19 protein-coding genes and 1 tRNA gene are annotated in these 25608 nt (G+C 74.6%); 11 read left to right on the forward strand and 9 right to left on the reverse strand.

Going from position 1 to position 25608, the window contains the following annotated elements:
- The first annotated feature begins 31 nt into the window (after positions 1-31).
- Positions 32-1522, forward strand: coding sequence for a pyruvate kinase (gene pyk / locus EDC03_RS00085; protein ID WP_123378206.1), 1491 nt, complete (start codon positions 32-34; stop codon positions 1520-1522).
- 63 nt (positions 1523-1585) lie between these two features.
- On the opposite strand, the gene EDC03_RS00090 is transcribed toward pyk, so the two are convergent.
- Positions 1586-1659, reverse strand: a tRNA-Leu gene (locus EDC03_RS00090).
- 75 nt (positions 1660-1734) lie between these two features.
- On the opposite strand from EDC03_RS00090, the gene EDC03_RS00095 reads away from it, so the two are divergent.
- Together EDC03_RS00095 and EDC03_RS00100 are read left to right on the forward strand one after the other, a co-directional pair.
- A complete protein-coding gene (locus EDC03_RS00095; RefSeq protein WP_123378207.1) occupies positions 1735-2403 on the forward strand; it encodes an ANTAR domain-containing response regulator in 669 nt (222 codons plus the stop codon).
- Between the two features lie 254 nt (positions 2404-2657).
- Positions 2658-4010, forward strand: coding sequence for an ABC transporter substrate-binding protein (locus tag EDC03_RS00100; protein ID WP_123378208.1), 1353 nt, complete (start codon positions 2658-2660; stop codon positions 4008-4010).
- Between the two features lie 286 nt (positions 4011-4296).
- Here the strand turns inward: EDC03_RS00100 and EDC03_RS00105 are convergent, their stop codons facing one another.
- From EDC03_RS00105 to EDC03_RS00120, 4 genes are read right to left on the reverse strand one after another with little or no spacing between them, the layout of a single operon-like run.
- Positions 4297-5073, reverse strand: coding sequence for an ABC transporter ATP-binding protein (locus tag EDC03_RS00105; protein ID WP_123378209.1), 777 nt, complete (start codon positions 5071-5073; stop codon positions 4297-4299).
- Positions 5070-6167: an ABC transporter ATP-binding protein gene (locus EDC03_RS00110; protein ID WP_123378210.1), complete on the reverse strand. Its 1098-nt coding sequence runs from the start codon at positions 6165-6167 to the stop codon at positions 5070-5072. Before EDC03_RS00110 ends, EDC03_RS00105 begins: the two co-directional genes overlap by 4 nt.
- A complete protein-coding gene (locus EDC03_RS00115; RefSeq protein WP_123378211.1) occupies positions 6157-7149 on the reverse strand; it encodes a branched-chain amino acid ABC transporter permease in 993 nt (330 codons plus the stop codon). Before EDC03_RS00115 ends, EDC03_RS00110 begins: the two co-directional genes overlap by 11 nt.
- 13 nt (positions 7150-7162) lie before the next feature.
- Entirely contained in the window at positions 7163-8479 is a 1317-nt protein-coding gene (locus tag EDC03_RS00120; RefSeq protein WP_199719808.1) for a branched-chain amino acid ABC transporter permease, read from the reverse strand.
- A 345-nt stretch (positions 8480-8824) separates the two neighbouring features.
- Here EDC03_RS00120 and EDC03_RS00125 point away from each other — a divergent pair, with 345 nt between their 5' ends.
- Positions 8825-9358: a GNAT family N-acetyltransferase gene (locus EDC03_RS00125; protein ID WP_158674149.1), complete on the forward strand. Its 534-nt coding sequence runs from the start codon at positions 8825-8827 to the stop codon at positions 9356-9358.
- A 24-nt stretch (positions 9359-9382) separates the two neighbouring features.
- Here EDC03_RS00125 and EDC03_RS00130 read toward each other — a convergent pair whose 3' ends face one another.
- On the reverse strand, positions 9383-9916 hold the full coding sequence (locus EDC03_RS00130; protein ID WP_241966933.1) for a hotdog fold thioesterase: 534 nt from the start codon (positions 9914-9916) through the stop codon (positions 9383-9385).
- A gap of 114 nt (positions 9917-10030) precedes the next feature.
- On the opposite strand from EDC03_RS00130, the gene polA reads away from it, so the two are divergent.
- Positions 10031-12799 (forward strand): DNA polymerase I, encoded by a 2769-nt coding sequence (polA, locus tag EDC03_RS00135; RefSeq protein ID WP_422393775.1) that lies wholly within the window; start codon positions 10031-10033, stop codon positions 12797-12799.
- Positions 12800-12866: 67 nt separating this feature from the next.
- Here polA and EDC03_RS00140 read toward each other — a convergent pair whose 3' ends face one another.
- A complete protein-coding gene (locus EDC03_RS00140) occupies positions 12867-13709 on the reverse strand; it encodes a class I SAM-dependent methyltransferase (protein WP_123378213.1) in 843 nt (280 codons plus the stop codon).
- Between the two features lie 322 nt (positions 13710-14031).
- Between EDC03_RS00140 and rpsA the strand changes: the two genes are divergently transcribed.
- The 5 genes from rpsA to EDC03_RS00165 all read left to right on the forward strand — a co-directional run bounded on the left by rpsA (position 14032) and on the right by EDC03_RS00165 (position 21435).
- Positions 14032-15573, forward strand: a complete 1542-nt coding sequence (rpsA, locus tag EDC03_RS00145) for a 30S ribosomal protein S1 (protein WP_123378214.1) — start codon at positions 14032-14034, stop codon at positions 15571-15573.
- 165 nt (positions 15574-15738) lie between these two features.
- Positions 15739-16884 (forward strand): dephospho-CoA kinase, encoded by a 1146-nt coding sequence (coaE, locus tag EDC03_RS00150; RefSeq protein WP_123378215.1) that lies wholly within the window; start codon positions 15739-15741, stop codon positions 16882-16884.
- A 58-nt stretch (positions 16885-16942) separates the two neighbouring features.
- Complete coding sequence (uvrB, locus tag EDC03_RS00155) at positions 16943-19054, forward strand: excinuclease ABC subunit UvrB (protein ID WP_123378216.1); 2112 nt, start codon at positions 16943-16945, stop codon at positions 19052-19054.
- Between the two features lie 246 nt (positions 19055-19300).
- On the forward strand, positions 19301-20446 hold the full coding sequence (locus EDC03_RS00160) for a TerC family protein (RefSeq protein WP_123378217.1): 1146 nt from the start codon (positions 19301-19303) through the stop codon (positions 20444-20446).
- A complete protein-coding gene (locus EDC03_RS00165) occupies positions 20443-21435 on the forward strand; it encodes a TerC/Alx family metal homeostasis membrane protein (RefSeq protein ID WP_123378218.1) in 993 nt (330 codons plus the stop codon). Before EDC03_RS00160 ends, EDC03_RS00165 begins: the two co-directional genes overlap by 4 nt.
- Positions 21436-21451: 16 nt before the next feature.
- Here the strand turns inward: EDC03_RS00165 and EDC03_RS00170 are convergent, their stop codons facing one another.
- Positions 21452-22108, reverse strand: coding sequence for an MBL fold metallo-hydrolase (locus EDC03_RS00170; protein ID WP_241966935.1), 657 nt, complete (start codon positions 22106-22108; stop codon positions 21452-21454).
- The gene (locus tag EDC03_RS00175) at positions 22105-23943 is read right to left on the reverse strand and encodes a glycoside hydrolase family 15 protein (RefSeq protein ID WP_123378219.1); all 1839 of its coding nucleotides are present in this window, start codon (positions 23941-23943) and stop codon (positions 22105-22107) included. Before EDC03_RS00175 ends, EDC03_RS00170 begins: the two co-directional genes overlap by 4 nt.
- A 193-nt stretch (positions 23944-24136) precedes the next feature.
- Here EDC03_RS00175 and EDC03_RS00180 point away from each other — a divergent pair, with 193 nt between their 5' ends.
- Positions 24137-25600, forward strand: coding sequence for a glucose-6-phosphate dehydrogenase (locus tag EDC03_RS00180; protein ID WP_199719809.1), 1464 nt, complete (start codon positions 24137-24139; stop codon positions 25598-25600).
- Positions 25601-25608 lie beyond the last annotated feature (8 nt).

A 25608-nucleotide genomic window follows, 5' to 3' on the forward strand; every position in this document is an offset into this window, starting at 1 on the left:
TCGGCGAGGCCGCATCTGTAGTCTGCGTCACATGCGCCGTGCCAAGATCGTCTGCACCCTGGGGCCCGCCACGTCCAGCGCCGAGCAGATCCGCGAGCTCGTGGACGCCGGCATGGACGTGGCCCGCCTGAACCTCAGCCACGGGTCCTACGCCGACCACGAGAACTCCTACCGGAACGTCCGTCGGGCGGCCGAGGAGTGCGGCCGCGCCGTCGCGGTCCTCGTGGACCTGCAGGGCCCGAAGATCCGCCTCGGCCGCTTCGGCTCGGGCCCCCAGTCGCTCGCCGTGGGCGACGTCTTCACCATCACCACCGAGGACGTCGTCGGCGACGCGCAGATCTGCTCGACGACCTACCCCGGCCTGCCGGGCGACGTCGACCCGGGCGACCTCGTCCTCGTCGACGACGGCAAGGTCACCCTGCGGGTCACCGCCGTCGAGGGCCCCCGCGTGACGACCGAGGTCGTCGTCGCGGGCGTCGTCTCCGACAACAAGGGCCTCAACCTGCCGGGCGTGGCCGTCAGCGTCCCCGCCATGTCCGAGAAGGACGTCGCGGACCTGCGCTGGGGCCTGCGCCAGGGCGCCGACCTCATCGCCCTCTCCTTCGTCCGCGACGCGTCCGACGCCGCGGACGTCCGGCGCATCATGGACGAGGAGGGCGTCCACGTCCCCGTCATCGCCAAGGTGGAGAAGCCGCAGGCCGTGGCCAACCTCGAGGCCGTCGTCGACGCCTTCGACGGCGTCATGGTCGCCCGCGGCGACCTCGGCGTCGAGCTCCCGCTCGAGCAGGTCCCGCTCGTCCAGAAGCAGGCCGTGGACCTGTGCCGGCGCCAGGCCAAGCCGGTCATCGTCGCCACCCAGGTGCTCGAGTCGATGATCGCCGCCCCGCGCCCGACGCGCGCCGAGGCCTCCGACTGCGCGAACGCCGTCCTCGACGGCGCCGACGCGATCATGCTGTCGGGGGAGACGAGCGTCGGGCAGTACCCCTTCGAGGCCGTCCGCACGATGGCCCGGATCATCGAGAGCACCGAGCAGCACGGCCTCGACCGCATCCGCCCGCTGGGCACCAACCCGCACACCAAGGGCGGGGCCATCACGCGCGCCGCGCTCGACGTCGCGGTGAACCTCAGCTGCCAGTACCTCGCGGTCTTCACGACGACGGGCGACTCGGCCCGCCGCATGGCGCGCCTGCGCAGCAAGATCCCGCTCATCGTCTTCACGCCCGAGCCGTCCGTGCGCACACAGCTCGCGCTCACGTGGGGCGTGCAGACGTTCTTCATGGACTACGTCACGCACACCGACGAGATGGTGCTCCGCCTCGACGAGATGCTCCTCGCCGACGGGGTGGCGCAGGAGGGCGACCTCGTCGTCGTCGTCGCGGGGGCGCCCCCGGGCATCCCCGGCTCCACCAACGCCCTGCGCGTGCACAAGATGGGCGACGCCGTCGGCGGCCGCGCCCAGGCGTACCGCGAGGTGGCGGCCGAGCCGGCCTCCCGGCCGGCCGGGGCGCCGCCCGCCGGCTGACCCGTCGTCACGACGACGCAGGGCCCGTCCCCCTCGGGGGACGGGCCCTGCGTCGTCGTACGGTGCCCCGGGTGGGACTCGAACCCACACTGGGTGGATTTTGAGGCCACTTCCTCTGCCGATTGGGATACCGGGGCCGGCGGCGCCCCGGCCGGGCGCCGTCCCGCGGGCGCGGCGGCGCCGTCCCACGAGGCGCCAGTAGGCTAGCCGACGTGACCACGCAGCCCCCCAGCCCCGACGGCGACGACGCCGCCACCGCCGCCCAGACCACTGCGGCCCCCGTCGACGACGCCCCCTCGGGCCCCCGCCGCCGTGTCGTGGTCGCCGAGGACGAGGCGATCATCCGCCTCGACGTCGTCGAGACGCTGACGGAGGCCGGCTTCGACGTCGTCGGCGAGGCCGGCGACGGCGAGAGCGCCGTCCGGCTCGTCGAGGAGCAGACCCCCGACCTCGTCGTCATGGACGTGAAGATGCCCGTCCTCGACGGCATCTCCGCGGCGGAGCGGATCGGCCGTGCGGGTCGCACCGCGGTCGTCCTCCTCACCGCCTTCTCGCAGAAGGAGCTCGTGGACCGGGCCCGCGACGCCGGGGCCATGGCCTACGTCGTCAAGCCCTTCACGGCCGCCGACCTGCTGCCCGCCGTGGAGATCGCCCTCAGCCGCCACACCGAGCTGCGGGCGCTCGAGGACGAGGTGGCCGACCTCTCCGAGCGCTTCGAGACGCGCAAGCGGGTCGAGCGGGCCAAGGGCCTGCTCATGCAGCAGATGGGCCTGTCCGAGCCCGAGGCCTTCCGCTGGATCCAGAAGACGTCCATGGACCGTCGACTGACGATGCGCGAGGTCGCCGACGTCGTCCTCGAGCAGGTCGGCGGCAAGGGCTGACCGACGCCCCGCCCCGCCACGGCGCCGTACCCCGCGAGGGGTGCGGCGCCGTCGTCGTCCGGGGGCGGGGACGCAGCGGGCGAGACGCGACGGACCGCCATCCGAGACGGTGGCGTCGGGTCACAAGTGGGTGACGACATGCCCCGGTGCGCTCAGGTCCTCCCCGAGGTGGCCTGCGGTCGACTACTTTTCCGGCACCCACCGAGAACTCGTCGTCGGCCGAGCGCCGGCGGCGGGACGAAGGAGACCCCTGCATGAAGCGATCCACTCTCGCCTGGCGCACCGTGGCCGTCGCCGGTGTCGCGGCCCTGGCCCTCGCCGGCTGCGGCGGCGGCGACGACGGCGCGGACGAGACGCCGGGCGGCTCCGGCGAGCCGACCGCCTCCTCCTCGGCCTCGCCCTCGGAGGACACCGACGCCGGCGGCGCGGACTGCGAGCCCCAGACCCCCGAGGCGGCGGAGGGCGACGGCGTCCTCACCATCGGCTCGGTCCTGCCGCAGACGGGCAACCTCGCCTTCCTCGGCCCGCCCGAGTTCGCGGGCGTCCAGCTGGCGATCAACGAGATCAACGAGGCCGGCGGCTTCAACGGCCAGGACGTCGCCTACCAGGAGGGCGACTCCGGCGACACCGCCACCGACATCGCCTCCCAGACGGTCGGCAGCCTCCTCTCGGCGGGCACCGACGCCATCGTCGGCGCGGCCTCCTCGGGCGTCTCGTTCACCATCCTCGACCAGATCACCGGTGCGGGCGTCGTCCAGATCTCCCCGGCCAACACGTCGCCGGACTTCACCTGCGCCGAGGACAACGGGCTGTACTTCCGCACGGCCCCCTCGGACGTCCTCCAGGGCCGCGTCATGGGCGACCTCGTCGTCAGCGACGGGTACCTCGAGGTCGGCATCATGGCCATCGACGACCCGTACGGCACGGGCCTCGCCGACAACGTCACCTCGACGCTCGAGGCCGGCGGTGCCTCGGTGGCCGGCGGCGAGCCGATCATCTACAACCCGCAGGCGCCGAACTTCAGCGCCGAGGTCTCGCAGCTCGCGCAGACCGACCCCGAGGCCATCGTCCTCATCGGCTTCGACGAGTCGCTGCGCGTCATCCCCGAGCTGATCTCGCAGGGCATCGGCCCCAACGACGTCCCGCTCTACCTCGTCGACGGCAACCTCGCGAACTACAGCGACGACGGCCTCGAGCCGGGCTCGCTCATCGGCACCAAGGGCACGCTGCCCGGCGCTGCGGCGGGCGACGAGTTCCAGGCCCGCCTCACCGAGGTGGACCCGTCGCTGCAGGACTTCAGCTACGCCCCGGAGTCCTACGACGCGGTCGTCCTCGTCGCCCTGGCCGCCCAGGCCGCCGGCGACGACAGCGGGGCGAGCATCGCCTCCGAGCTGCCGAACGTCAGCCGCGACGGCACGAAGTGCACGGTGTACGCCGAGTGCCTCGAGCTCCTCACGGCGGGCGAGGACATCGACTACGACGGCGTCTCCGGCCCCGTGGAGTTCTCCGACCTCGGTGACCCGACCGAGGCCACCATCGGGATCTACGAGTACGTCGAGGACAACAGCTACGAGAACGTCGACTACGTGACGGGCTCGCTCAGCTGACCTGAGCCGCAGCACGACGGAGCCCCCCGGTCCGCGAGGACCGGGGGGCTCCGTCGTGCGTGATGGCTCGTGCCCAGGGGCACCCCGCCGGGGCGTCGGTGGTCGGCGCGGACGTCCCGGCCCCCACGGCAGCCGCCCGGCCGTCCGCCGTGGTCCGGGCACGGGGACGCCGCCGCCGGACGGCGCCACCGGACGGGCCGGGGACGGCACCACCGGACGGGCCGGGGACGGACGCAGCCCCCGGACCCGACGGGTCCGGGGGCTGCTCGGGGCGTCGTACGGGGCGTCAGGCCTTGGCCAGCGTGCCGAGGTAGAGCTCGACGACCTTGGGGTCCTGCGCCAGCTGCTTGCCCGAGCCGGAGTAGGCGTTGCGGCCCTGGTCGAGCACGTAGCCCCGGTCGCAGATCTGCAGGCAGCGGCGGGCGTTCTGCTCGACCATGACGATCGAGACGCCGGTGCGGTTGATCTGGCGGGTCCGGATGAAGACCTCGTCCTGGAGGGCGGGGGAGAGGCCGGCCGACGGCTCGTCGAGCAGCAGCACGCTCGGCTCCATCATGAGCGCGCGGCCCATGGCGACCATCTGCCGCTCGCCGCCGGACAGCGAGCCGGCGCGCTGGGCGCGCCGCTTGCCGAGGGTGGGGAAGAGGTCGACCACCGCGTCGAAGCGCTCCTGGAAGCGCTTGGGCGCCTGGAAGATGCCCATCTGCAGGTTCTCGGCGATCGACAAGGACGGGAAGACGTTGTTCGTCTGGGGGACGAAGCCGACCCCCTTGGTGACGAGCTTGTCGGCCCCCATCCCCGTGATGTCCTCGCCGCCCAGCCGCACCGTGCCGGAGCGCACCTTGACGAGGCCGAACAGCGCCTTGAGGAGCGTCGACTTGCCGGCGCCGTTCGGCCCGATGATGGCCACGAGCTCGCCCGGCGTGACGTACAGGTCGCAGCTGTTGAGGATGTTGACGCCCGGCAGGTACCCGGCCACGAGGCTGTCGGCGCGCAGGACGGCGCCCTCGGCCCCGGCCAGGTGCTCGGTGCGGTCCTGCGGTGCGGTCTCGCGCGCGCTCACCGGCCCGCCTCCCTCTCGTGCTCCAGCTCCGCCTCGGCGGCGGCCAGCTGCTCGGCCTCGTCCTCCTCGGTGAGGGGCGCGTCGTGGTGCCCCCCGAGGTAGGCGTCGATGACGGCCGGGTCGGCCATGACGGCGTCGGGCGGTCCCTCGGCGACGACGGAGCCCTGCGCCATGACGATCACCCAGTCCGAGATGTCGCGGACCATGTCCATGTCGTGCTCGACGAAGAGCACGGTCATGCCCTGCTCGCGGAGGTCCTTGACGTGCCCGAGCAGCGACTGGGTGAGCGCGGGGTTCACGCCCGCCATCGGCTCGTCGAGCATGACCATGCGCGGCTCGGTCATGAGGGCGCGGGCCATCTCGAGGAGCTTCCGCTGGCCGCCGGAGAGGCTGCCGGCGAAGTCCTCGCGCTTGGCGTCCAGCTTGAAGCGGCGCAGGAGCTCGTCGGCCCGGCGGGTGTTGGAGTCCTCCTGGCCCTTCCACAGCCGGCGGAACATCGCCGACGCGAAGCGCTCGCCCACCTGGCCGGCGGCGCCGAGCCGCATGTTCTCGATGACGGTGAGGCGGCTCAGCGCCTTCGTCAGCTGGAACGTGCGGACCATGCCGCGCCGGGCGACCCGGTGCGCCGGCACGCGGGAGAGGCTGCGGCCCTCGAAGGTCCACGAGCCCTCGTCGGGGCGGTCGAAGCCCGTCAGCAGGTTGAAGAAGGTCGTCTTCCCGGCGCCGTTGGGGCCGATGAGGGCCGTGATGGCCCCCCGCTGGATCTCCACGTGCTCGACGTCGACGGCCGTGAGGCCGCCGAACCGGCGCACGACGCCCTCCGCCACGAGGACGGGGTCGGGCTTGGGCGCACCGGGGACGCGCGGCACGTCGCGGAGCGCCGCGCGGGCGGCCAGGGCGCGCGGCCCCGGCCCGGCGGGCGTCCCGTGGTCGACCGGGGCGCCGTCGACGCCGTCGAGGTCGTCCGGGGACGCCGGGGAGGGGGCCCCGGCGGGGTGGCTGCCCGTCGCCAGCGGCGTGGGCGGCGACGGCGGCGTGGGGTCGGGCCCCGGGCCGTCGGCGGTGGGCTCGTACGTGCGGTCGTCAGCGGGCATCGATCGCCAGCTCCCTCCGGTCGCCGAAGATGCCTTGCGGCCTGTAGATCATCAAGAGCATGAGCGCCAGGCCCACGAGCATGAAGCGGAACTGGCCGACCTGGGTCGAGGTCATGAGCCACGACGGCATGTAGCCGGCGTTGACCATGTTCACGAGGACCCCCTGGGTGAGGGACAGGACGACCCAGAAGATGGCCGCGCCGACGACCGGGCCGAAGACGCGGGCGGCCCCGCCGAGCAGCAGCACGGTGTAGACGAAGAAGGTCAGCTCGGTGCCGTAGAGGTCCGGCTGCACCGAGGCGCGGCCCACCGCGAAGACGAAGCCGGCGAGGGCTCCGATGACGCCGCCCAGGACGAGCGCCTGCATCTTGTAGGCGTAGACGTTCTTGCCGAGGCTGCGCACGGCGTCCTCGTCCTCGCGGATGCCCTTGAGCACGCGCCCCCAGGGGCTGCGCATGAGGAGGAACACGACGAGGCAGGACAGGGCCACGAGGACCCAGCCCACGAGGAGGATCCACGTGAGCCGCTCGCTGAACTGCCACGGGCCGAAGCCGTACGTGTCCCGGGGGAGCGGGTTGAGGGCGTAGAAGCCCTCCGCGAAGCCGGTGAGGCCGCTGGAGCCACCGGTCTGCTCCCGGAGCGTCGAGCTCCGGACGACGAGCCGCACGATCTCCGCGGCCGCGATCGTCGCGATGGCGAGGTAGTCCGCGCGCAGCCGCAGGGTCGGGATGCCGAGGAGGACGGCGAGGAGCACCGCCCCCACGAGCCCGACGGCGAGGCCGACGAAGAAGGGGAAGCCGGCGACGGTCACCGTGATGGCGAGGCCGTAGGCGCCGATGGCGACGAAGGCCGCCTGGCCGAAGTTGAGCAGGCCGGCGTAGCCGAACTGCACGTTGAGGCCGATGGCCGCGAGGCCGTAGATGACCGTCTCCAGCCCGATGGCGGAGCGCGCGGCGTCGCTGAGGATCGAGGACCAGTCCACGGGTGTGCTCCGCTCAGCCGATGCGCGACGCCCGGCCCAGGATGCCCTGCGGCCGGACGAGGAGGATGAGGATGAGGACGAGGAGCGCGCCGACGTTGCGCAGCTCCGTCGGCACGACGAGCGTGCTGACCTCGAGGAAGATGCCGACGACGATCGCGCCGAACATGGCGCCGAACGCCGTGCCGAGGCCGCCGAGCGTCACTGCGGCGAAGACGAGCAGCAGGACCTGGAAGCCCATCTGGTACTGCACCTGCTGGGCGAGGCCGAGGAGCACCCCGGCCAGGCCGGCGAGCGCCGCGCCGACGACCCACACCGTCCGGATGACCTTGTCGACGTCGATGCCGGAGGCCGACGCGAGCGCGGGGTTGTCCGAGACGGCCCGGGTGGCCTTGCCGAGCCGCGTCCGCACGAGCGCCAGGCCGACGGCCACGAGGACGACGACCGCGAGGCCCATGCTGAAGAGGTCGATGGGCCGCAGCGTGAAGAGGCCCAGGTCGAGGCCGCGCTGCCCCTGGTAGTCGGCGTAGGTCTGCGTCGACCCGCCGAAGACGTAGAGGTAGAGGTAGCGCAGGAAGAGCGCGAGGCCGATCGACACGATCATCATCGCGACGAGCCCCGTGCCGCGGCGCCGCAGCGGGCGCCAGACGACGCGGTCGTTGAGGAAGCCGAAGAGGCCGGAGAGCACGACGGCGAGCGGCGCGGCCACGAGGAAGGGCAGGCCGGCGACGGCGTTGAGGAAGTACGTCGAGATGGCGCCGAAGGTGATGAGCTCGCCGTGGGCGAAGTTCGTCAGCCCGGTGGTGCCGAAGATCATCGACAGGCCGATCGCGGCCAGCGCGATGATGAGGCCGAAGCGGAGGCCGCTCGCCAGGAGCTGGGCGACGCGCTCGGCCGTGATGCCGCCGCCCGACGCCTCCTGGGCGCCCTCCTCCGTGAGCTGGAAGACGACCGGGTTGGCGCTGCCCGAGGTGACGGACCGCTCGACGGGGTTGGCCTGCGGCAGCAGCCCCTCGGCCGGGCCCGTGAGGCTCTCGGGGTCGATCCCGACGCTGTAGGTGCCGGGCGCCGGGACGACCAGGCGGACGGCACCGCCGTCGTCGGTCGTCCCGGTCACCTCGGTGCCGTCGGGGCCGGTCGCGGTGACCTCGGCCCCCTCGACGTCCTCGCGGTCACCGGTGCGGACGCGGACCGTGATGGTCTCGCCCTCCTCGGCGCCGGCGGTGGCGGTGGGCGCCGGGGTGGCGGCCGCCGCGGGCGTCGCACCCCCGGCGAGCGCCGGGGCGAGGCCCAGCAGCAGCGTGAGCGCCACGAGGGCGAGCAGCCCTCTCACGGCGGCGAGCGACGGCAACCTGGTCTCCCCTCGGCAGGGCGGCACGCAGGGGCGCCGCTCGGCACGTCCCGGCGGACGGCGAGCGGTACTCAACCACGCGGCACCCGCCGTCGGGGCGCACCTCGCCCAGGTCGTCGGTCGCGGTGCGCGCCGCGGACCCCCCTCCGGCGCACCGGGAGCCGGGCACCGGTGACGGACGGTGGTGATGCGTGACCCGACCGTGACCCGGCCGGGTGGCAGCGCTCCCACCGCCCTGGGCGGGAGGCCGGCCGCGGTCTACGCTCCCCCCGCCGGGGGGCCGACGACGAGGTGGTGGCGGTGGGCTGGTCGAGGACGACCGTGCGCGTGGCACGCGCCGAGGACGCAGGGGCCGTGGCCGCCGCGCTCGGGACGGCCGGCGACCGCCGGGACGGCGGCGCCGTCGCGCCGTCGGCGGTCGAGGCGACCCTGGCCCGGGCGGACGTCACCGTCCTCCTGGCCGAGGTCGGCACCACGACCGTGGGGGTCCTCGTCTTGCGGCACGGCGAGACGCTGCCGCTCGGGGCCGCCGCCGCCTCCGTGCACCAGATGGCGGTCACGCCGTCCCACCGGCGCCGCGGCGTGGGGCGGGCCCTGCTCGCGGCGGCCGTGCAGCTGGCGGAGGCCGACGGCGCGCAGCACCTCGTCGTCTCGGCGCCGCCCGGCGGCCGCGAGGCGCACCGCTTCCTGGCCCGGCTGGGCTTCTCGCCCCTCGTCGTGCAGCGCAGCGCGCCCGTGGCGACCCTGCGCCGCAGCCTCGGTGCGCCGGCCGTCGGCGGCGAGGTGGCCCTGCGCCGCGCCGCCGTCGAGCGGGTGCTCCTGCGGCGCCGGCGCGAGCGCGGTCTCGCCGGGACCGCCTGACGGCGCGGCAGGACCCCGGCGCCCTCAGGCGTCGGGCAGCGGCACCAGCTGGCAGGTGAGGCGCGCGGTGCACACGCGGCGCCCCCCGTCGTCGACGAGGACGACCTCGTAGCTGACGACGCGGCGGCCCACGTGGAGCGGCCGTCCCGTCGCCGTCACCCACGTCGAGCGCGCCGGCGTGACGGCCCGGTGGTGCGTGGCGTTGAGGTCGACGCCCACCGCGGCCGTGCCGGGCCCGCCCGCGAGGGAGGCGCCCATGCTGCCGACCGTCTCGGCGAGGGCCGCCGACGCGCCGCCGTGGAGGAGGCCCGCGGGCTGGGTGTTGCCCGCGACGGGCATCCGCGCGACGACCTCCTCGGCGCCGAGGACGAGGAACTCCGTGCCCGTCCGCCCCGCGAGGGTGCCGGCGCCCATCTCCGTGGCGAGGGCCGCGGCCGCCCGCGGGTCCTCGGCCGCGACGTCGTGCAGGCGCCGCCACCGGGCCGCCGCGCCCTCGGGCGCCGCGGCGCGGGGGGAGCGGTCGGGGGCGGTGCTGCTGCCGGGCTCGCTGTCGGTCACGCCGCCTAGTCTGCCGCCGTGACCGACAGCGACCTCCTCCGCCCCGACGCCGCGGCCGACACGTCGCTGACCGGCCCGGCCGCCGACGCCCTCGTCGACCCCCCGGCCGACCCCCTGGCGGACCCGCGGCTCGACGCCGTCGGGGACGGCCCGCGGCCGCGCCTGCTCCTCGTCGACGGCCACTCCATGGCCTACCGCGCCTTCTTCGCCCTGCCGGCGGACAACTTCTCCACGAGCACCGGCCAGGTCACCAACGCCGTCTACGGCTTCACGTCGATGCTCATCAACGTCCTGCGCGACGAGGCGCCCACGCACGTCGCCGTGGCCTTCGACGTCTCGCGCCAGACCTTCCGGGCGGCGGAGTACGCCGAGTACAAGGCCGGCCGCGCCAAGACGCCCACGGAGTTCGCGGGGCAGGTGCCGCTCGTCAAGGAGGTCCTCGCCGCGCTGCGCATCACCGTGGTGGAGAAGGAGGGCTACGAGGCGGACGACGTCATCGCGACCCTCGCCACCCAGGCCCGGGCGCGGGGCTTCGAGACGCTCGTCTCGACGGGGGACCGGGACGCGCTCCAGCTCGTCGACGAGGCCACCACCGTCCTCTACCCCCGCAAGGGCGTCTCCGACCTCGTCCGCATGACGCCGGACGCCGTCGAGGAGAAGTACGGGGTGCGGCCGGCGCGCTACCCCGACCTCGCCGCGCTCGTCGGCGAGACGAGCGACAACCTGCCGGGCGTGCCCGGCGTGGGGCCCAAGACGGCCGCCAAGTGGCTGGCGACCCACGACGGCCTCGAGGGCGTCGTCGCCGCCGTCGACACCATCTCCGGCAAGGCGGGCGCCTCGCTGCGCGAGCACCTCGACCAGGTGCTGCGCAACCGGCGGCTCAACCGCCTCGTCGCCGACCTCGACCTCCCGGTGGGCGTCGACGACCTCGCGCTCGTCGCCTGGGACCGGGAGGAGGTCCACCGCGTCTTCGACTCCCTCGAGTTCCGGGTGCTGCGCGACCGTCTCTTCGCCACCCTCCAGGCCGCCGAGCCGGAGGCGGAGGGCGGCTTCGCCGTCGAGGTCGCCCGGCCGCGCGGCGCGGACGTCGCGGCGTGGCTCGACGCGCGGGCGGCGGGGCGGGCCGCGCTGCACGTCACGGGCCGCTGGGGCGGCGGCACCGGCGAGGTCACGGGTCTCGCCGTGGCGGGCGAGGGCGGGGCCGCCTGGTTCCCCCTCGGCGGCGACGACGAGCCGGACCCCCTCGACGACGAGGGGCGCGCGGCGGTGGCGGCCTGGCTCGCCGACGCCGACCGGCCGAAGGTGCTCCACGACGCCAAGGGCCCCCTCCTCGCGCTGGCGGGCAGCGGCCTGCCCGTCGCCGGCCTCGTCGACGACACGGCGCTCGCGGCGTACCTGTGCCGGCCGGACCAGCGCTCCTTCGACCTCGCCGACCTCGTGCTGCGGCACCTGCACCGCGAGCTGCGGCTCGAGGAGCCGGCCGGCGAGGCCGCCGCCCCCGCGGACGCGGACGACCAGCTGGCGCTCGACGTCGACGGCACGGGCGCGGCGACGACGCCCGACCCGGCGCCCGCCGCGGCCGTCCGGGCCGCCGCCGTCCTCGAGCTGTCCGGCGTGCTCGCCGGCGAGCTGGCCGAGCGGGGCGGTTCGGCGCTGCTCGCCGAGCTCGAGCTGCCGCTCGTCGGCGTGCTGGCGCGGATGGAGCGCCGCGGCGTGGCCGCCGACCGGGCCCACCTCGAGGCGCTGGAGGAGCAGTTCGCCGCCACCGTCTCCGAGCAGGCCGAGGCGGCGTACGCCGTCATCGACCGGCGCGTGAACCTCGGCTCGCCCAAGCAGCTGCAGGAGGTGCTCTTCGAGCAGCTCGGCATGCCGAAGACGAAGCGCAACAAGACGGGGTACACGACCGACGCCGAGGCGCTGGCCGACCTGCTCGTCAAGACCGAGGACACGGAGGGCAGCGAGTTCCTCGTGCGCCTGCTCGCCCACCGCGACGCGAGCCGGCTGCGCCAGACGGTCGAGGGCCTGCTCAAGACGGTGGCGCCCGACGGGCGGATCCACACCACGTACCAGCAGACCATCGCGGCCACCGGGCGGCTGTCGTCGACCGACCCCAACCTGCAGAACATCCCCATCCGCACGGAGGAGGGCCGCCGCATCCGCCAGGCCTTCGTCGTCGGGGAGGGCTACGAGAGCCTGCTCACCGCCGACTACAGCCAGATCGAGATGCGGATCATGGCGCACCTGTCCGGCGACGAGGGGCTCGTCGAGGCGTTCCGCTCGGGGGAGGACCTCCACAGCTTCGTCGGCAGCCGTGTCTTCGAGGTCGAGCCGGCCGAGGTGACGCCGGCCATGCGCAGCAAGATCAAGGCCATGTCGTACGGGCTGGCCTACGGCCTGTCCGCCTTCGGGCTCTCCCGCCAGCTGCGCATCGCCGTCGACGAGGCCCGCGGCCTCATGGACGACTACTTCGAGCGCTTCGGCGGGGTCCGCGACTACCTGCGCGGGGTGGTCGACGCGGCCCGGACGACGGGGTACACCGAGACCATCCTCGGGCGGCGCCGCTACCTGCCGGACCTCACGAGCGACAACCGGCAGCGGCGCGAGATGGCCGAGCGGATGGCGCTCAACGCGCCCATCCAGGGCTCGGCCGCCGACGTCATCAAGGTGGCCATGCTGGGCGTCGAGCGCGCCCTGGCCGAGGAGGGCCTCCGCTCGCGGATGCTGCTCCAGGTCCACGACGAGCTGGTGCTCGAGGTCGCCCCGGGGGAGCGCGAGGTGCTCGAGGCGCTCGTGCGCCGCGAGATGGGCGGCGCGGCGGAGCTCTCCGTGCCCCTCGACGTGTCCGTCGGCGTCGGCACGTCCTGGCACGAGGCCGGCCACTGACGCGTCGGCCCGCGGCGGGCGCCCCCGCCGCGGGCCGGGCCACGGCACCCGTGCGCCGCGGCCGCGGTCAGCCCGGCAGGTCGCAGACGAGGACCGCCGTCCCGGGGAGGTGGCGTCCCCGCAGGGGGCTCCAGCCGCCCCACACGACGTCGCGGCCGGCGGGCCAGCGCGGCTCGACGAGGTCGACGAGCCGGAAGCCGGCGGCGACGACCTCGCGGACCCGGTCGCCGAGCGTCCGGTGGTGCTCGGCGTAGAGCACGGCGCCGTCCTCGCCCGTCTCCGCGTACGGCGTCGTGTCGAAGTAGCTCGACGTCGCCGTGAGCCCCGCCTCGCCCGGGTCGTCGGGGAAGGCCCAGCGGACGGGGTGGGTGAGGCTGAAGACCCAGCGGCCGCCCGGGCGCAGCACCCGCGCGACCTCGGCGTGGACGCGCTCCGGCTCGGCCGTGAAGGGCAGCGCGCCGTAGGCGGAGGCGGCGACGTCGACGCACGCGTCGGCCAGCGGCAGGCGGGCGGCGTCCGCCTGGAGGAGCGGCAGGCGCGCGTCGGCGGCCCGTCCCTCCCGCAGCATCCCCCCGGACAGGTCGAGGCCGACCACCTCGGCGCCGGCGTCGGCGAGCCAGCGGCTGCCGTGCGCCGCGCCGCAGCCCACCTCGAGCACCCGTCGTCCGCGGACGTCGCCGAGCAGCCGCGCGTCCGCCTCGCGCAGCCCCTCCGGCCCCCACACGAGGTCGCGCCCGCCGAGGTGCCCGTCGTGCTCGGCGACGTACCCGGCGGCGGCCTCGTCCCACCACCCGCGGTTGGCCCGCACGCTCTCCGCGGCGTCCACCGCCCGGTGACCGGCCGCCGCGAGGGGCGACCGGCCCCCGGGGGCGTCGGCGCGGTCGGGGGTCCCGGTGACGTCGGTGCTCACCGGCGCATCGTCGCGCGCCACGGCCCCCCGGGTGCCGGGCGGGGTGCGGGACCCGCGTCGGCGCCGACCGCCTGGCGTTACCGGCGGACACGCGGGCGCCTCCTGCTTTGACCCCCCGTGACGGCCGCGCGTACTCTTGGCAGGCGCGCGTCCAGCGCGCGGCGAACGTCATCCTCGCCCCCCGCCGCCGGCCCTGCCGCGGCGCCGGGCGCCGATCTCGCGGTCCGCGCCCGTGCGCGCACGTCCACCGACCGCAGAGGCGGTGCCGCGAGCCACGCGGCCCCGCCGCGACGCCCAGCCCGTAACGGAGCCCGACGACTTCATGACCACCACCACCGAGCGCACCGCGCCCCAGGTCGCGATCAACGACATCGGCACGGCCGAGGACTTCCTCGCCGCGATCGACGCGACCATCAAGTACTTCAACGACGGGGACATCGTCTCCGGGACGATCGTCAAGGTCGACCGGGACGAGGTGCTCCTCGACATCGGGTACAAGACCGAGGGCGTCATCCCCTCGCGCGAGCTGTCGATCAAGCACGACGTCGACCCCAACGAGGTCGTCGGCGTCGGCGACGAGGTCGAGGCCCTGGTCCTCCAGAAGGAGGACAAGGAGGGCCGGCTCATCCTGTCCAAGAAGCGCGCCCAGTACGAGCGCGCCTGGGGCACGATCGAGCGCATCAAGGAGGAGGAGGGTGTCGTCACCGGCACCGTCATCGAGGTCGTCAAGGGCGGCCTCATCCTCGACATCGGCCTCCGCGGCTTCCTCCCCGCCTCGCTCGTCGAGATGCGTCGGGTCCGCGACCTGCAGCCGTACGTCGGCCAGGAGCTCGAGGCGAAGATCATCGAGCTCGACAAGAACCGCAACAACGTCGTCCTCTCGCGCCGTGCCTGGCTCGAGGAGACGCAGTCGGCGGTGCGCCACAACTTCCTGCAGACCCTGCAGAAGGGCCAGGTCCGGTCGGGCGTCGTCTCGTCGATCGTCAACTTCGGCGCCTTCGTCGACCTCGGCGGCGTGGACGGGCTCGTCCACGTGTCCGAGCTCTCCTGGAAGCACATCGACCACCCCTCCGAGGTGGTCGAGGTCGGCCAGCAGGTCACCGTCGAGGTCCTCGACGTCGACATGGACCGCGAGCGGGTCTCCCTGTCGCTGAAGGCGACGCAGGAGGACCCGTGGCAGCAGTTCGCCCGGACCCACGCCATCGGCCAGGTCGTCCCGGGCAAGGTCACGAAGCTCGTCCCCTTCGGCGCGTTCGTGCGCGTCGAGGAGGGCATCGAGGGCCTCGTCCACATCTCGGAGCTGGCCGTGCGCCACGTCGAGGTGCCGGAGCAGATCGTCGGCGTCGGCAACGACATCTTCGTCAAGGTCATCGACATCGACCTCGAGCGTCGTCGCATCTCGCTCTCCCTCAAGCAGGCCAACGAGGGCGTCGACCCCACGAGCGACGAGTTCGACCCGTCGCTCTACGGCATGGCGCAGGAGTACGACGAGGCCGGCAACTACAAGTACCCCGAGGGCTTCGACCCCGAGACCAACGAGTGGCTCGAGGGCTTCGAGACCCAGCGCGAGGAGTGGGAGCGGCAGTACGCCGAGGCCCAGGCGCGCTGGGAGGCCCACAAGGCGCAGGTCGCGGCAGCCAGCCAGGCCGAGGCCGAGGCCGTCACGGCGGGCGACGCCACGCCGACGACCTACTCCTCGGGCGGCCCCGCCGACCGCGGCACCTCCTCGGGCTCCGGCTCGTCGAGCAGCTCCTCCTCGAGCTCCTCGTCGTCGTCCTCCTCGGCCCCCGCGTCGGAGGGCACCCTCGCCTCCGACGAGGCCCTGGCGGCGCTGCGCGAGAAGCTCACCGGCGCCGGCAGCTGACACCAGCCGCACGCCCCGCACGACCGCACGACCGCACCACCAGCACGGCCCGCAGGGGCCCGGCGCCACGGCGCCGGGCCCCTGCGGCGTCCTCCGGCCCGGCGGGGCCGGGGGCACCGGCCCCGCTCCGACGCGCCCGTGGCCGGCGGCTCGTAGGGTCGGCCCGTGCTGCGGGTGGGGCTGACGGGCGGGACGGGCGCGGGGAAGACGACGGCCGCGCGGCGGCTGGCGGCGCGGGGGGCGGTCGTCGTCGACGCCGACGCGCTCGCCCGCGAGGTGGTGGCGCCCGGCACGCCGGGCCTGGCCGCCGTCGTGGCCGCCTTCGGCGAGGGCGTCCTCGGGCCCGACGGCGCGCTCGACCGGCCCGCGCTGGGCCGCGTCGTCTTCGCCGACGCGGACCGCCGCCGCGAGCTCGAGGCGATCACGCACCCCCTCGTCCGCCGTCGGCGCGACGAGCTCGTCGCCGCGGCGCCGGACGACGCCGTCGTCGTCGACGACATCCCCCTGCTCGTCGAGACCGGCCGCGCCGCGGAGTGGCCGCTCGTCGCCGTCGTCGACGCCCCGGCCGAGGTCCGGGTGGCACGCCTCGTGGCCTCGCGCGGCCTGCCCGCCGAGGACGCGTGGGCGCGGGTCCGGGCGCAGGCCGACGACGACGGGCGCCGTGCCGCCGCCGACGTCGTCCTCGACGGCGCGGGGGACGTGGCCGCGCTCGAGCGGCAGGTGGACGCCCTGTGGGAGGAGCGGCTCCTGCCCTTCGAGGAGCACCTGCGGCACGGCCGCCGCGCGCCCCGGCCGGACCACGCCGTCCTCGTCGCCCCGGACCCCACGTGGCCGGCCCAGGCCGCCCGTGTCCTCGCGCGGGTCCGGCGCGCGGCCGGGGACCGGGCCCGGTCGGTCGACCACGTCGGCTCGACCTCGGTCCCGGGGCTGCCGGCCAAGGACGTCCTCGACGTCCAGGTCGTCGTGGACGACCTCGCGACCGCCGGCGCGGTGGCGGACGACCTGCGTGCCGCGGGCCTCGTGCGGCCGCCGGGGGAGTGGTGGGACGAGCTGCCGGAGGGCCCGCGGCCCAAGGCCTTCGCCACCGAGGCGGACCGCGCGCGGCCGGTCAACTGCCACGTCCGGGTGGCGGGCGGCCAGGAGCGCGACGTGCTGGCGCTGCGCGACCTCCTGCGCCGCGACCCGGCGGAGCGCGACGCCTACGCCGCCCTGAAGGCCCGGCTGGCCGCGGAGCCGCACGACTCGGTCGACCACTACGCCGAGCGCAAGGGGCCGTGGATCCGCGCGGCCCTGGCCCGGGCGCGCGGCTGAGGGACGTCGACGGGCTCCGCCGGGGCCGCTGTCGGTGGGGGCGCCTACCGTTGTCGGCATGAGACCGGTCACCGACCTCCAGCGTCGCGTCGCCCCCTTCGAGGTGGTGTCGGAGTTCTCGCCGAGCGGTGACCAGCCCACGGCCATCGCCGACCTGGAGCGGCGCGTGCGGGCGGGGGAGAAGGACGTCGTCCTGCTGGGGGCCACCGGCACCGGCAAGTCGGCCACGACGGCGTGGATGATCGAGAAGCTCCAGCGCCCCACGCTCGTCATGGCGCCCAACAAGACCCTCGCGGCGCAGCTCGCCAACGAGTTCCGCGAGCTGCTCCCGCACAACGCCGTCGAGTACTTCGTCTCGTACTACGACTACTACCAGCCCGAGGCGTACGTCCCGCAGACGGACACGTACATCGAGAAGGACAGCTCCATCAACGACGAGGTGGAGCGGCTGCGGCACTCCGCCACCAACTCGCTGCTCACCCGGCGGGACGTCGTCGTCGTCGCCTCGGTGTCGTGCATCTACGGCCTCGGCACGCCGCAGGAGTACGTCGACCGCATGGCACGGCTGCACGTCGGCCAGCAGGTCGAGCGCGACGAGCTGCTCCGGAAGTTCGTCGGCATGCAGTACACGCGCAACGACCTGGCCTTCACGCGCGGCACCTTCCGTGCCCGGGGCGACACGGTCGAGATCATCCCCGTCTACGAGGAGCTCGCCCTCCGCATCGAGTTCTTCGGCGACGAGATCGAGTCGCTGTACACGCTCAATCCGCTCACCGGCGAGGTCGTCGCCGAGGAGCAGGAGATGTACGTCTTCCCGGCCACCCACTACGTCGCCGGCCCCGAGCGCATGGAGCGGGCCATCGGCTCCATCGAGGCCGAGCTGCAGGGCCGCCTGGCCGAGATGGAGCAGCAGGGCAAGCTGCTCGAGGCGCAGCGGCTCCGCATGAGGACGACCTACGACATCGAGATGATGCGGCAGGTCGGCTCCTGCTCGGGCATCGAGAACTACTCCCGGCACATCGACGGCCGCGAGGCCGGCACCGCGCCGCACACGCTGCTCGACTACTTCCCCGAGGACTTCCTCCTCGTGCTCGACGAGTCCCACGTCACCGTCCCGCAGATCGGGGCGATGTACGAGGGCGACATGTCGCGCAAGCGGACCCTCGTCGACCACGGCTTCCGGCTGCCGAGCGCCATGGACAACCGGCCGCTCAAGTGGGAGGAGTTCCTCACCCGCATCGGGCAGACCGTCTACCTGTCGGCCACCCCGGGCTCCTACGAGCTGGGCCGCGGCGACGGGTACGTCGAGCAGATCATCCGCCCGACGGGGCTCGTCGACCCGGAGGTCGTCGTCAAGCCGACGAAGGGCCAGATCGACGACCTGCTCGAGGAGATCCGCCGTCGTGCCGAGCGCGACGAGCGCGTCCTCGTCACCACGCTGACGAAGAAGATGGCCGAGGACCTCACCGACTACCTGCTCGAGCACGGCGTGCAGGTGCGGTACCTGCACTCGGAGGTCGACACGCTGCGGCGTGTCGAGCTGCTCCGCGAGCTGCGGCAGGGCGACTTCGACGTCCTCGTCGGCATCAACCTGCTCCGCGAGGGCCTGGACCTGCCCGAGGTCTCTCTCGTCAGCATCCTCGACGCGGACAAGGAGGGCTTCCTCCGGAGCAGCACGTCGCTCATCCAGACCATCGGGCGCGCGGCCCGCAACGTGTCGGGCCAGGTGCACATGTACGCGGACCGCATCACGCCGTCGATGGCCCAGGCCATCGACGAGACCAACCGTCGTCGTGACGTGCAGCTCGCCTACAACCGCGAGAACGGCGTCACGCCGACCGCCCTGCGCAAGAAGATCCGCGACATCACCGACATGCTCGCCCGGGAGGACGCGGACACCGCGGCGCTGCTCGGCGGGGCGGGGCGGCAGCAGTCGCGCGGCAAGACCCCGGTGCCCGGCATGGCCTCCCGGCCCGGTGAGGACGACGCGACGCGACGGGCCCGGGTGGCCGCCATGCCGGCGGCCGACCTGTCCCAGCTCATCCAGGACCTCACCGACCAGATGCACGCCGCCGCGGCCGAGCTGCAGTTCGAGCTCGCGGGGCGGCTGCGCGACGAGCTCGGGGACCTCAAGAAGGAGCTGCGCGGCATGCAGGCCGCCACCGGCTGACCCCCGCGGGGAGCGGCGGGGACGTCGGGGCGCGGCCCGTCGTGGCGGGCCGGGTGGTCGGGGGACCGGTACTCTCCGCGCGGAGGGGAGTATCCCTGCGCGTCGGTCTCGTCAACACGGGGCAGCCGTCGGTCACGCCGACGCTGTGCCTCCGGGGCCGGCGGTCCGTGCCCACCCGGCCTGCCGGTCGGGTGGTGGGCGGGAGAGACCTCCGGTCGTGAACACCACCCACCGGAGGACAACCCCATGGACGTGCCCATCTGGGTCTGGGCGATCACCGTGGCCGGCATCGTCGGCATGATCGCGTACGACTTCGTGGTCCACGTGCGGACCCCGCACAGCCCGAGCATCCGCGAGGCGGCCATCTGGTCGGCCGCCTACATCGGCATCGCCGTGCTCTTCGGCGTCGGCGTGCTCGTCTTCGCCGGCCCGACGTTCGGCGGCGAGTACTTCGCCGGCTACATCACCGAGAAGAGCCTGTCGGTCGACAACCTCTTCGTCTTCGTGCTCATCATGAGCAGCTTCGCCGTGCCGCGCGAGTACCAGCAGAAGGTGCTGCTCATCGGCATCGCGCTGGCCCTCGTCTTCCGCACGATCTTCATCGCGCTGGGCTCGGCCGTCATCGAGAACTTCGCCTGGGTGTTCTACATCTTCGGCGCGTTCCTCATCTACACCGCGTGGGCGCAGGCGCGGGCGGGCCGGACGGACTCCCACGAGGACGAGGAGTTCAAGGAGAACGGCGTCCTGCGGCTGGCCAAGAAGGTCCTGCCCACGACGGACGAGTACCACGGCGACAAGTTCACCGTGAAGATCGACGGCAAGCGCCTCGTCACGCCGATGCTCGTCGTGATGATCGCCATCGGCAGCGCGGACCTGCTCTTCGCGGTCGACTCGATCCCGGCCATCTTCGGCCTCACGCAGGAGCCGTACCTCGTCTTCACGGCCAACGCGTTCTCGCTGCTCGGCCTCCGCCAGCTCTACTTCCTCATCGACGGCCTGCTCGACCGCCTCGTCTACCTGCACTACGGCCTCGCGGCGATCCTCGGCTTCATCGGCATCAAGCTCCTCATCCACGCCCTCCACGAGAACGAGCTGCCGTTCATCAACGGCGGCGAGCACGTGACGGCGATCCCGGAGATCCCGACCTGGCTGTCGCTGCTCTTCATCCTCCTCGCGCTGGGCGTGACGACCGTGCTGTCCCTGCGCGAGAACAAGCGCATGGCGTCGGCCGCGGCCGTCGACCAGCGCGGCGCGGGCCGTCCCGACGAGGCGCCCACGCCCAGCCGCACGCCGGTCGGCGAGGGGCAGCGCGACGGCGGCGCCCTCGAGGACGTCCCGGACGACACGCCGCGCGGCCCGCGTGACGCCGGCCGCGGGGGCGCGTCGCGGTGACCGTCCCGGGGTGGCTGTGGGCCGCCACGATCGTCGCCGCGGTGGTGTTCCTCACCGCGGACGTGGTCCTCAGCCGGCGCAACCCGCACGTGCCGAGCACGGCGGAGAGCGCCCGTCACCTGGCCGGCTTCGTCGCCGCCGCCGTGGTGTTCGGCCTCGGGCTCTGGTACTTCGCGGGGGGTCAGGCGGCGGGCGAGTTCTACGCGGGCTGGCTCACCGAGTACTCGCTCTCGGTGGACAACCTCTTCGTCTTCCTCCTGATCTTCCGGCGGTTCGCCGTCCCGCAGCACCTCCAGCAGAACGCGCTGCTCATCGGCATCGTGCTGGCCCTGGTGCTGCGGGCGGCGGTCATCGCCGTCGGTGCGAGCCTCATCGAGGCCTTCAGCTGGGTGTTCTTCCTCTTCGGCGCCTTCCTCCTCCTCACCGCGGTCAACCTCGTCCGCGGCGCGGGCGGTGACGACGAGGAGGAGTTCCACGAGAACCGGCTCGTCGGGCTCGTGCGGCGGGTCGTCCCCGTGACGCCCGACTACCGCGGGCCGACGCTCGTCGTGCGCGAGGCCGGTCGCCGCGCCGTCACGCCGATGCTGCTCGTGCTCGTGGCGCTCGGGACGACGGACCTGCTCTTCGCGCTCGACTCGATCCCGGCGATCTTCGGCCTCACGAGCGAGCCGTACATCGTCCTCACGGCCAATCTCTTCGCCCTCATGGGGCTCCGGCAGCTGTTCTTCCTCGTGGGGGACCTGCTGAAGAAGCTCATCTACCTCGACATCGGCCTGGCGGTCCTGCTGGCCTTCGTCGGCGTGAAGCTCGTCCTCGAGGCGCTGCACGAGAACTCGCTGCCGTTCCTCAACGGCGGCGAGCCCGTCGAGTGGGCGCCGGTCGTGCCCATCTGGCTGTCGCTGTCCGCCATCGTCGTCATCCTCGGCGTGACGGCGGCGGTGTCGCTGGCCGTCAGCCGGCGGCGCGAGCGCGCCGGCCGGACGACCTGAGCCGCGCGCGCGGGGCTCACCAGCCCCGCGCGCGCCACGCGGCGAGGGACGGCCGCTCGGCGCCGAGCGTGGTCGGCGCCCCGTGGCCGGGCAGCACCTCCGTGCGGTCCGGCAGCACCTCGAAGAGCCGGGCCTCGACGTCGTCGAGCAGGGTCGTGAAGGCCGCGGGGTCGCCGAAGGTGTTCCCCACCCCGCCGGGGAAGAGGCTGTCGCCGGTGAGGGCGAGCACGCGGCCGCCGCGGTCGCGGTGCACGAGGGCCACCGAGCCCGGCGTGTGGCCGCGGAGGTGGACCACCTCGAGCGCCAGGTCGCCGGCGCGCACGACGTCGCCGTGGTGCAGCCCCTCGTCGACGGGCACGGGCAGGGCGTCGGCGTCGTCCGCGCCCGCGAGCGTCCGGGCGCCCGTGGCGGCGACGACGTCGGCCAGGGCCGCGTGGTGGTCGTCGTGGCGGTGCGTCGTCACGACGACGTCGAGGCGGTCCCCGACGAGGGCCAGCAGGCGCGGCGCCTCGGCGGCGGCGTCGACGAGCAGCCCGGCGCCGGTGGCGCGGCAGCGCAGGAGGTACGCGACGTTGTCCATGGGTCCCACGTGGACGACGTGCAGCTGCGCGTCCTCGAGGCCGTCGTCCACGACGGCCCCGCCCGCGGCGTCGTCGCCGGTCGCCGGGCTCACCGGGACGCCTCGGGGGTGCAGTCGGCCAGGGCGTCGGCCGCGCGGACGAGGGCGAGGTGGCTCAGCGCCTGCGGGACGTTGCCCGCCTGCCGCCCGGCCCGGGTGTCGTACTCCTCCGACAGCAGGCCGAGGTCGCTGCTGCAGGCCAGCGCCCGCTCCATGAGCGCGTGGGCGTCGCCCAGCCGCCCGCTCCGGGCGTGCTGCTCGACGAGCCAGAAGGTGCAGGCGAGGAACGGGTGCTCGTCGCCGGCGAGGCCGTCGAGGCCCGGCCCGGTGTCGTAGCGGAGCACGAGGCCGTCCCGCAGGAGGTCGGCCTCGATGGCGGCCACGGTGCCGAGCATCCGGGGGTCGTCGGCCGCGAGGAAGCCGACCTGGGGGAGCATGAGGAGGGACGCGTCGACGTGGGTCGACCCGTACACCTGCGTGTACGTGCCCCGCTCCGCGTCCCAGCCGTGCTCCTCGACCTCGGCGCGGACCCGGTCCCGCAGCGCGGCCCACCGCTCGACGGGGCCGTCCATGCCCCCCTCCTGCACGGCGCGGACCCCGCGGTCCAGGGCGGCCCACACCATGACGCGCGAGTGCGTGAAGTGCTGCAGGTCCCCCCGCATCTCCCAGATGCCGTGGTCGCGGCGGTCCCAGTGCTCCTCGACGTACCCGAGGAGCGCGCGCTGCAGCGGCCAGGAGAACTCGTCCTCGGCCACGCCCTCGCGGCGCGCGCGGTCGAGCGCGACGAGCACCTCGCCGAGGACGTCCGCCTGGTACTGGTCGACGGCCCCGTTGCCGACGCGGACGGGCAGCGACCCCGCGTAGCCGGGCAGGTGCGGGAGCTCGCGCTCGGGCAGCTCCCGCTCGCCGGCGAGGCCGTACATGATCTGGACGTCCGCCGGGTCGCCGGCGACGGCGCGCAGCAGCCAGCGGCGCCAGCCCTCGGCCTCCTCCCGGTAGCCGTGCGTCAGGAGTGCCTCGAGCGTCAGCGCGGCGTCGCGCAGCCACACGTAGCGGTAGTCCCAGTTGCGCTCGCCGCCGAAGTCCTCGGGCAGCGACGTCGTCGCCGCCGCGACGATGCCGCCGGTGTCGGCGTGGGTGAGGGCGCGGAGCACGAGCAGCGACCGCTGGACGGCCGCGGGGTGGTGGTGGCCGGGGTCGGCCCGGTCCGCCCAGTCCTGCCACCACGCCAGCGTCGCCGTGAGGCGCTCCTGCACGTCGAGGCGCCGGGGCATGTCCCGGTACGACCGGTACCAGGTGAGGCTCACGTCGTGGCGCTCGCCCGCCGCCAGGTCCCACTCGCCGACGTGGCGGTGGTCGACGGGCGTCGGCATCGGCCCGCCGCGCAACAGGTAGGCGTCCGGGCCCGCGACGGCGAGCAGCCCGTCGAGCCCGTCCGGGTCGGTGACGCGGCGGACCCAGGGGACGACCGTGCCGTACTGCGGGCGGACGACGAGCTCCTGGCGGACACGGACGACGCCCTCGAGCGTCTCGACACGACGCACGACGTCGGCGCGGTCGTCGTTGGTCGGCATGAGGTCGGTGACCCGCAGGACCCCTGTCTCGGTGGTCCACGTCGTCTCGAGGACGAAGGAGTCGCCGACGTAGCGCCGCTGCGAGGTGGCGGCGTCGTCCGCCGGGCGCAGCTGCCAGCGCCCGTGGGACGGGTCGCCGAGCAGGGCCGCGAAGACGGCGGCGGAGTCGTAGCGGGGGAGGCAGAGCCAGTCGACGCTGCCGTCGCGGCTCACGAGCGCGGCGCTGTGGCAGTCGCTGAGGAGGGCGTGGTCCTCGATCCGGGACTGGCCGCCCGGGAGGTCGGGGGCGGCGGTCGGACGGTCCTCCGGGGGCATGGGGGCGAGGCTCCCACGGCCGGGGCGCGGCGGCACGGGCGCCCGCCCGGCTGGGCGCCCGCCCGGCGGGGCGGCGACCGCGCGCGGCCGCCGGGGCGGACGCCCCGCGGTTGCGGGGGCCGGGGCCCCGCGGTTGTGTCCGGGGCGCGACGGCCGGACGGCCGGCGCACCGCCCGCAGCGAGGAGATCTCCCGTGACCACGCTCGTCGTCCTCGGCGCCGGCGGCGACCTCGCCTCCCGCCTCCTCCTGCCCGGTCTCGCCGACCTGCTGTCCTCGGGCGACGTCCCCGGCGCGCCCGTCCGGCTCGTCGGCGCCGACCGCGCCGAGCACGACGACGCCTGGTGGCACGAGCGCGTGCGCGCGGCCGTCGACGCCGCCGGCGCGACGGGGGCCGCCGTCGACGAGCTGCTGGCGACGACCCGCTACGAGCCGGTCGACGTCACCGCCGAGGGCGGTCTGGCCGGGCTGCTGGCCCGGGCCGCGCGCCCCGACGGCGACGGGGCGGGCGGGGACGACGGCGACGACGAGCAGGTCGTCTGCTACTTCGCGCTGCCGCCGGAGGTCACCGGGGCCGCCTGCCGCGCGCTCGACCCGTCGGAGGTGCCCGACGGCCTCCGGCTCGTGCTCGAGAAGCCCTTCGGGCACGACCACCCGTCGTCCGTCGAGCTCGACGCGGTGCTGCGCCGCCTCGTCCCCGAGGAGCGCGTCCACCGGGTCGACCACTTCCTCGGCAAGTCGACCGTCCTCAACGTCCTCGGGCTGCGCTTCGCCAACCGGCTGCTGGAGAACTCCTGGACCGCGCGCGACGTCGAGCGCGTCGACGTCGTCTTCGACGAGGACCTCGCGCTCGAGGGGCGGGCCGGCTACTACGACCACGCGGGCGCCCTCGTCGACATGGTGCAGAGCCACCTCCTCCAGCTGCTGGCCCTGCTCGCCATGGACCCGCCGGCGACCGTCTCCGAGCGCGACCTGCGCGACCGCAAGGCCGAGGTGCTGCGCGCGACGCGGCTGTGGGACCCCGAGGACCCGGCCGCCTGCACCCGGCGGGCGCGGTGGACCGCCGGCCGGCTCGGCGACCGCGAGGTGGGCGCCTACGCCGACTCCGACGGCGTCGACCCGGACCGGGGCACCGAGACGCTCGCCGAGGTGGTGCTGGCCGTCGACACGTGGCGGTGGGCGGGCGTGCCGTTCCGGCTGCGCTCCGGCAAGGCCCTCGGCACGCGCCGCAAGGAGGCCGTCGTCACCTTCCGGCACGTCCCGCACCTGCCGACGGGGCTGCTGGGGACGCCGTCGCCGACGCGGCTGCGGATCGGCTTCGGCCCCGACGACCTCACCCTCGAGCTCGACGTCAACGGCGAGGACGACGCCTTCACCCTCGAGCGGACGTCGTTGACCACCCAGCTCTCGCCGGGGAGCCTCTCGGCGTACGCGCAGGTGCTGCACGGCGTCCTCGCCGGCGACCCGACGCTGTCGGTCCGCGGGGACATCGCCGAGGAGTGCTGGCGGGTCGTCGACCCGGTGCTCGCGGCCTGGCGGGGCGGGCGCGTGCCGCTGGAGGAGTACCCGGCCGGCTCGGGCGGCCCCCGCGGCACCGGGCTCCTCGAGGACGTCGACGTGCTCGAGGCCGTCGAGGACGCCGCCGCGCCCCGACCCTGACGCGGGGC

Origin of the sequence: Pseudokineococcus lusitanus (genome assembly GCF_003751265.1) — a bacterium.
GTDB classification, from domain to species: domain Bacteria; phylum Actinomycetota; class Actinomycetes; order Actinomycetales; family Quadrisphaeraceae; genus Pseudokineococcus; species Pseudokineococcus lusitanus.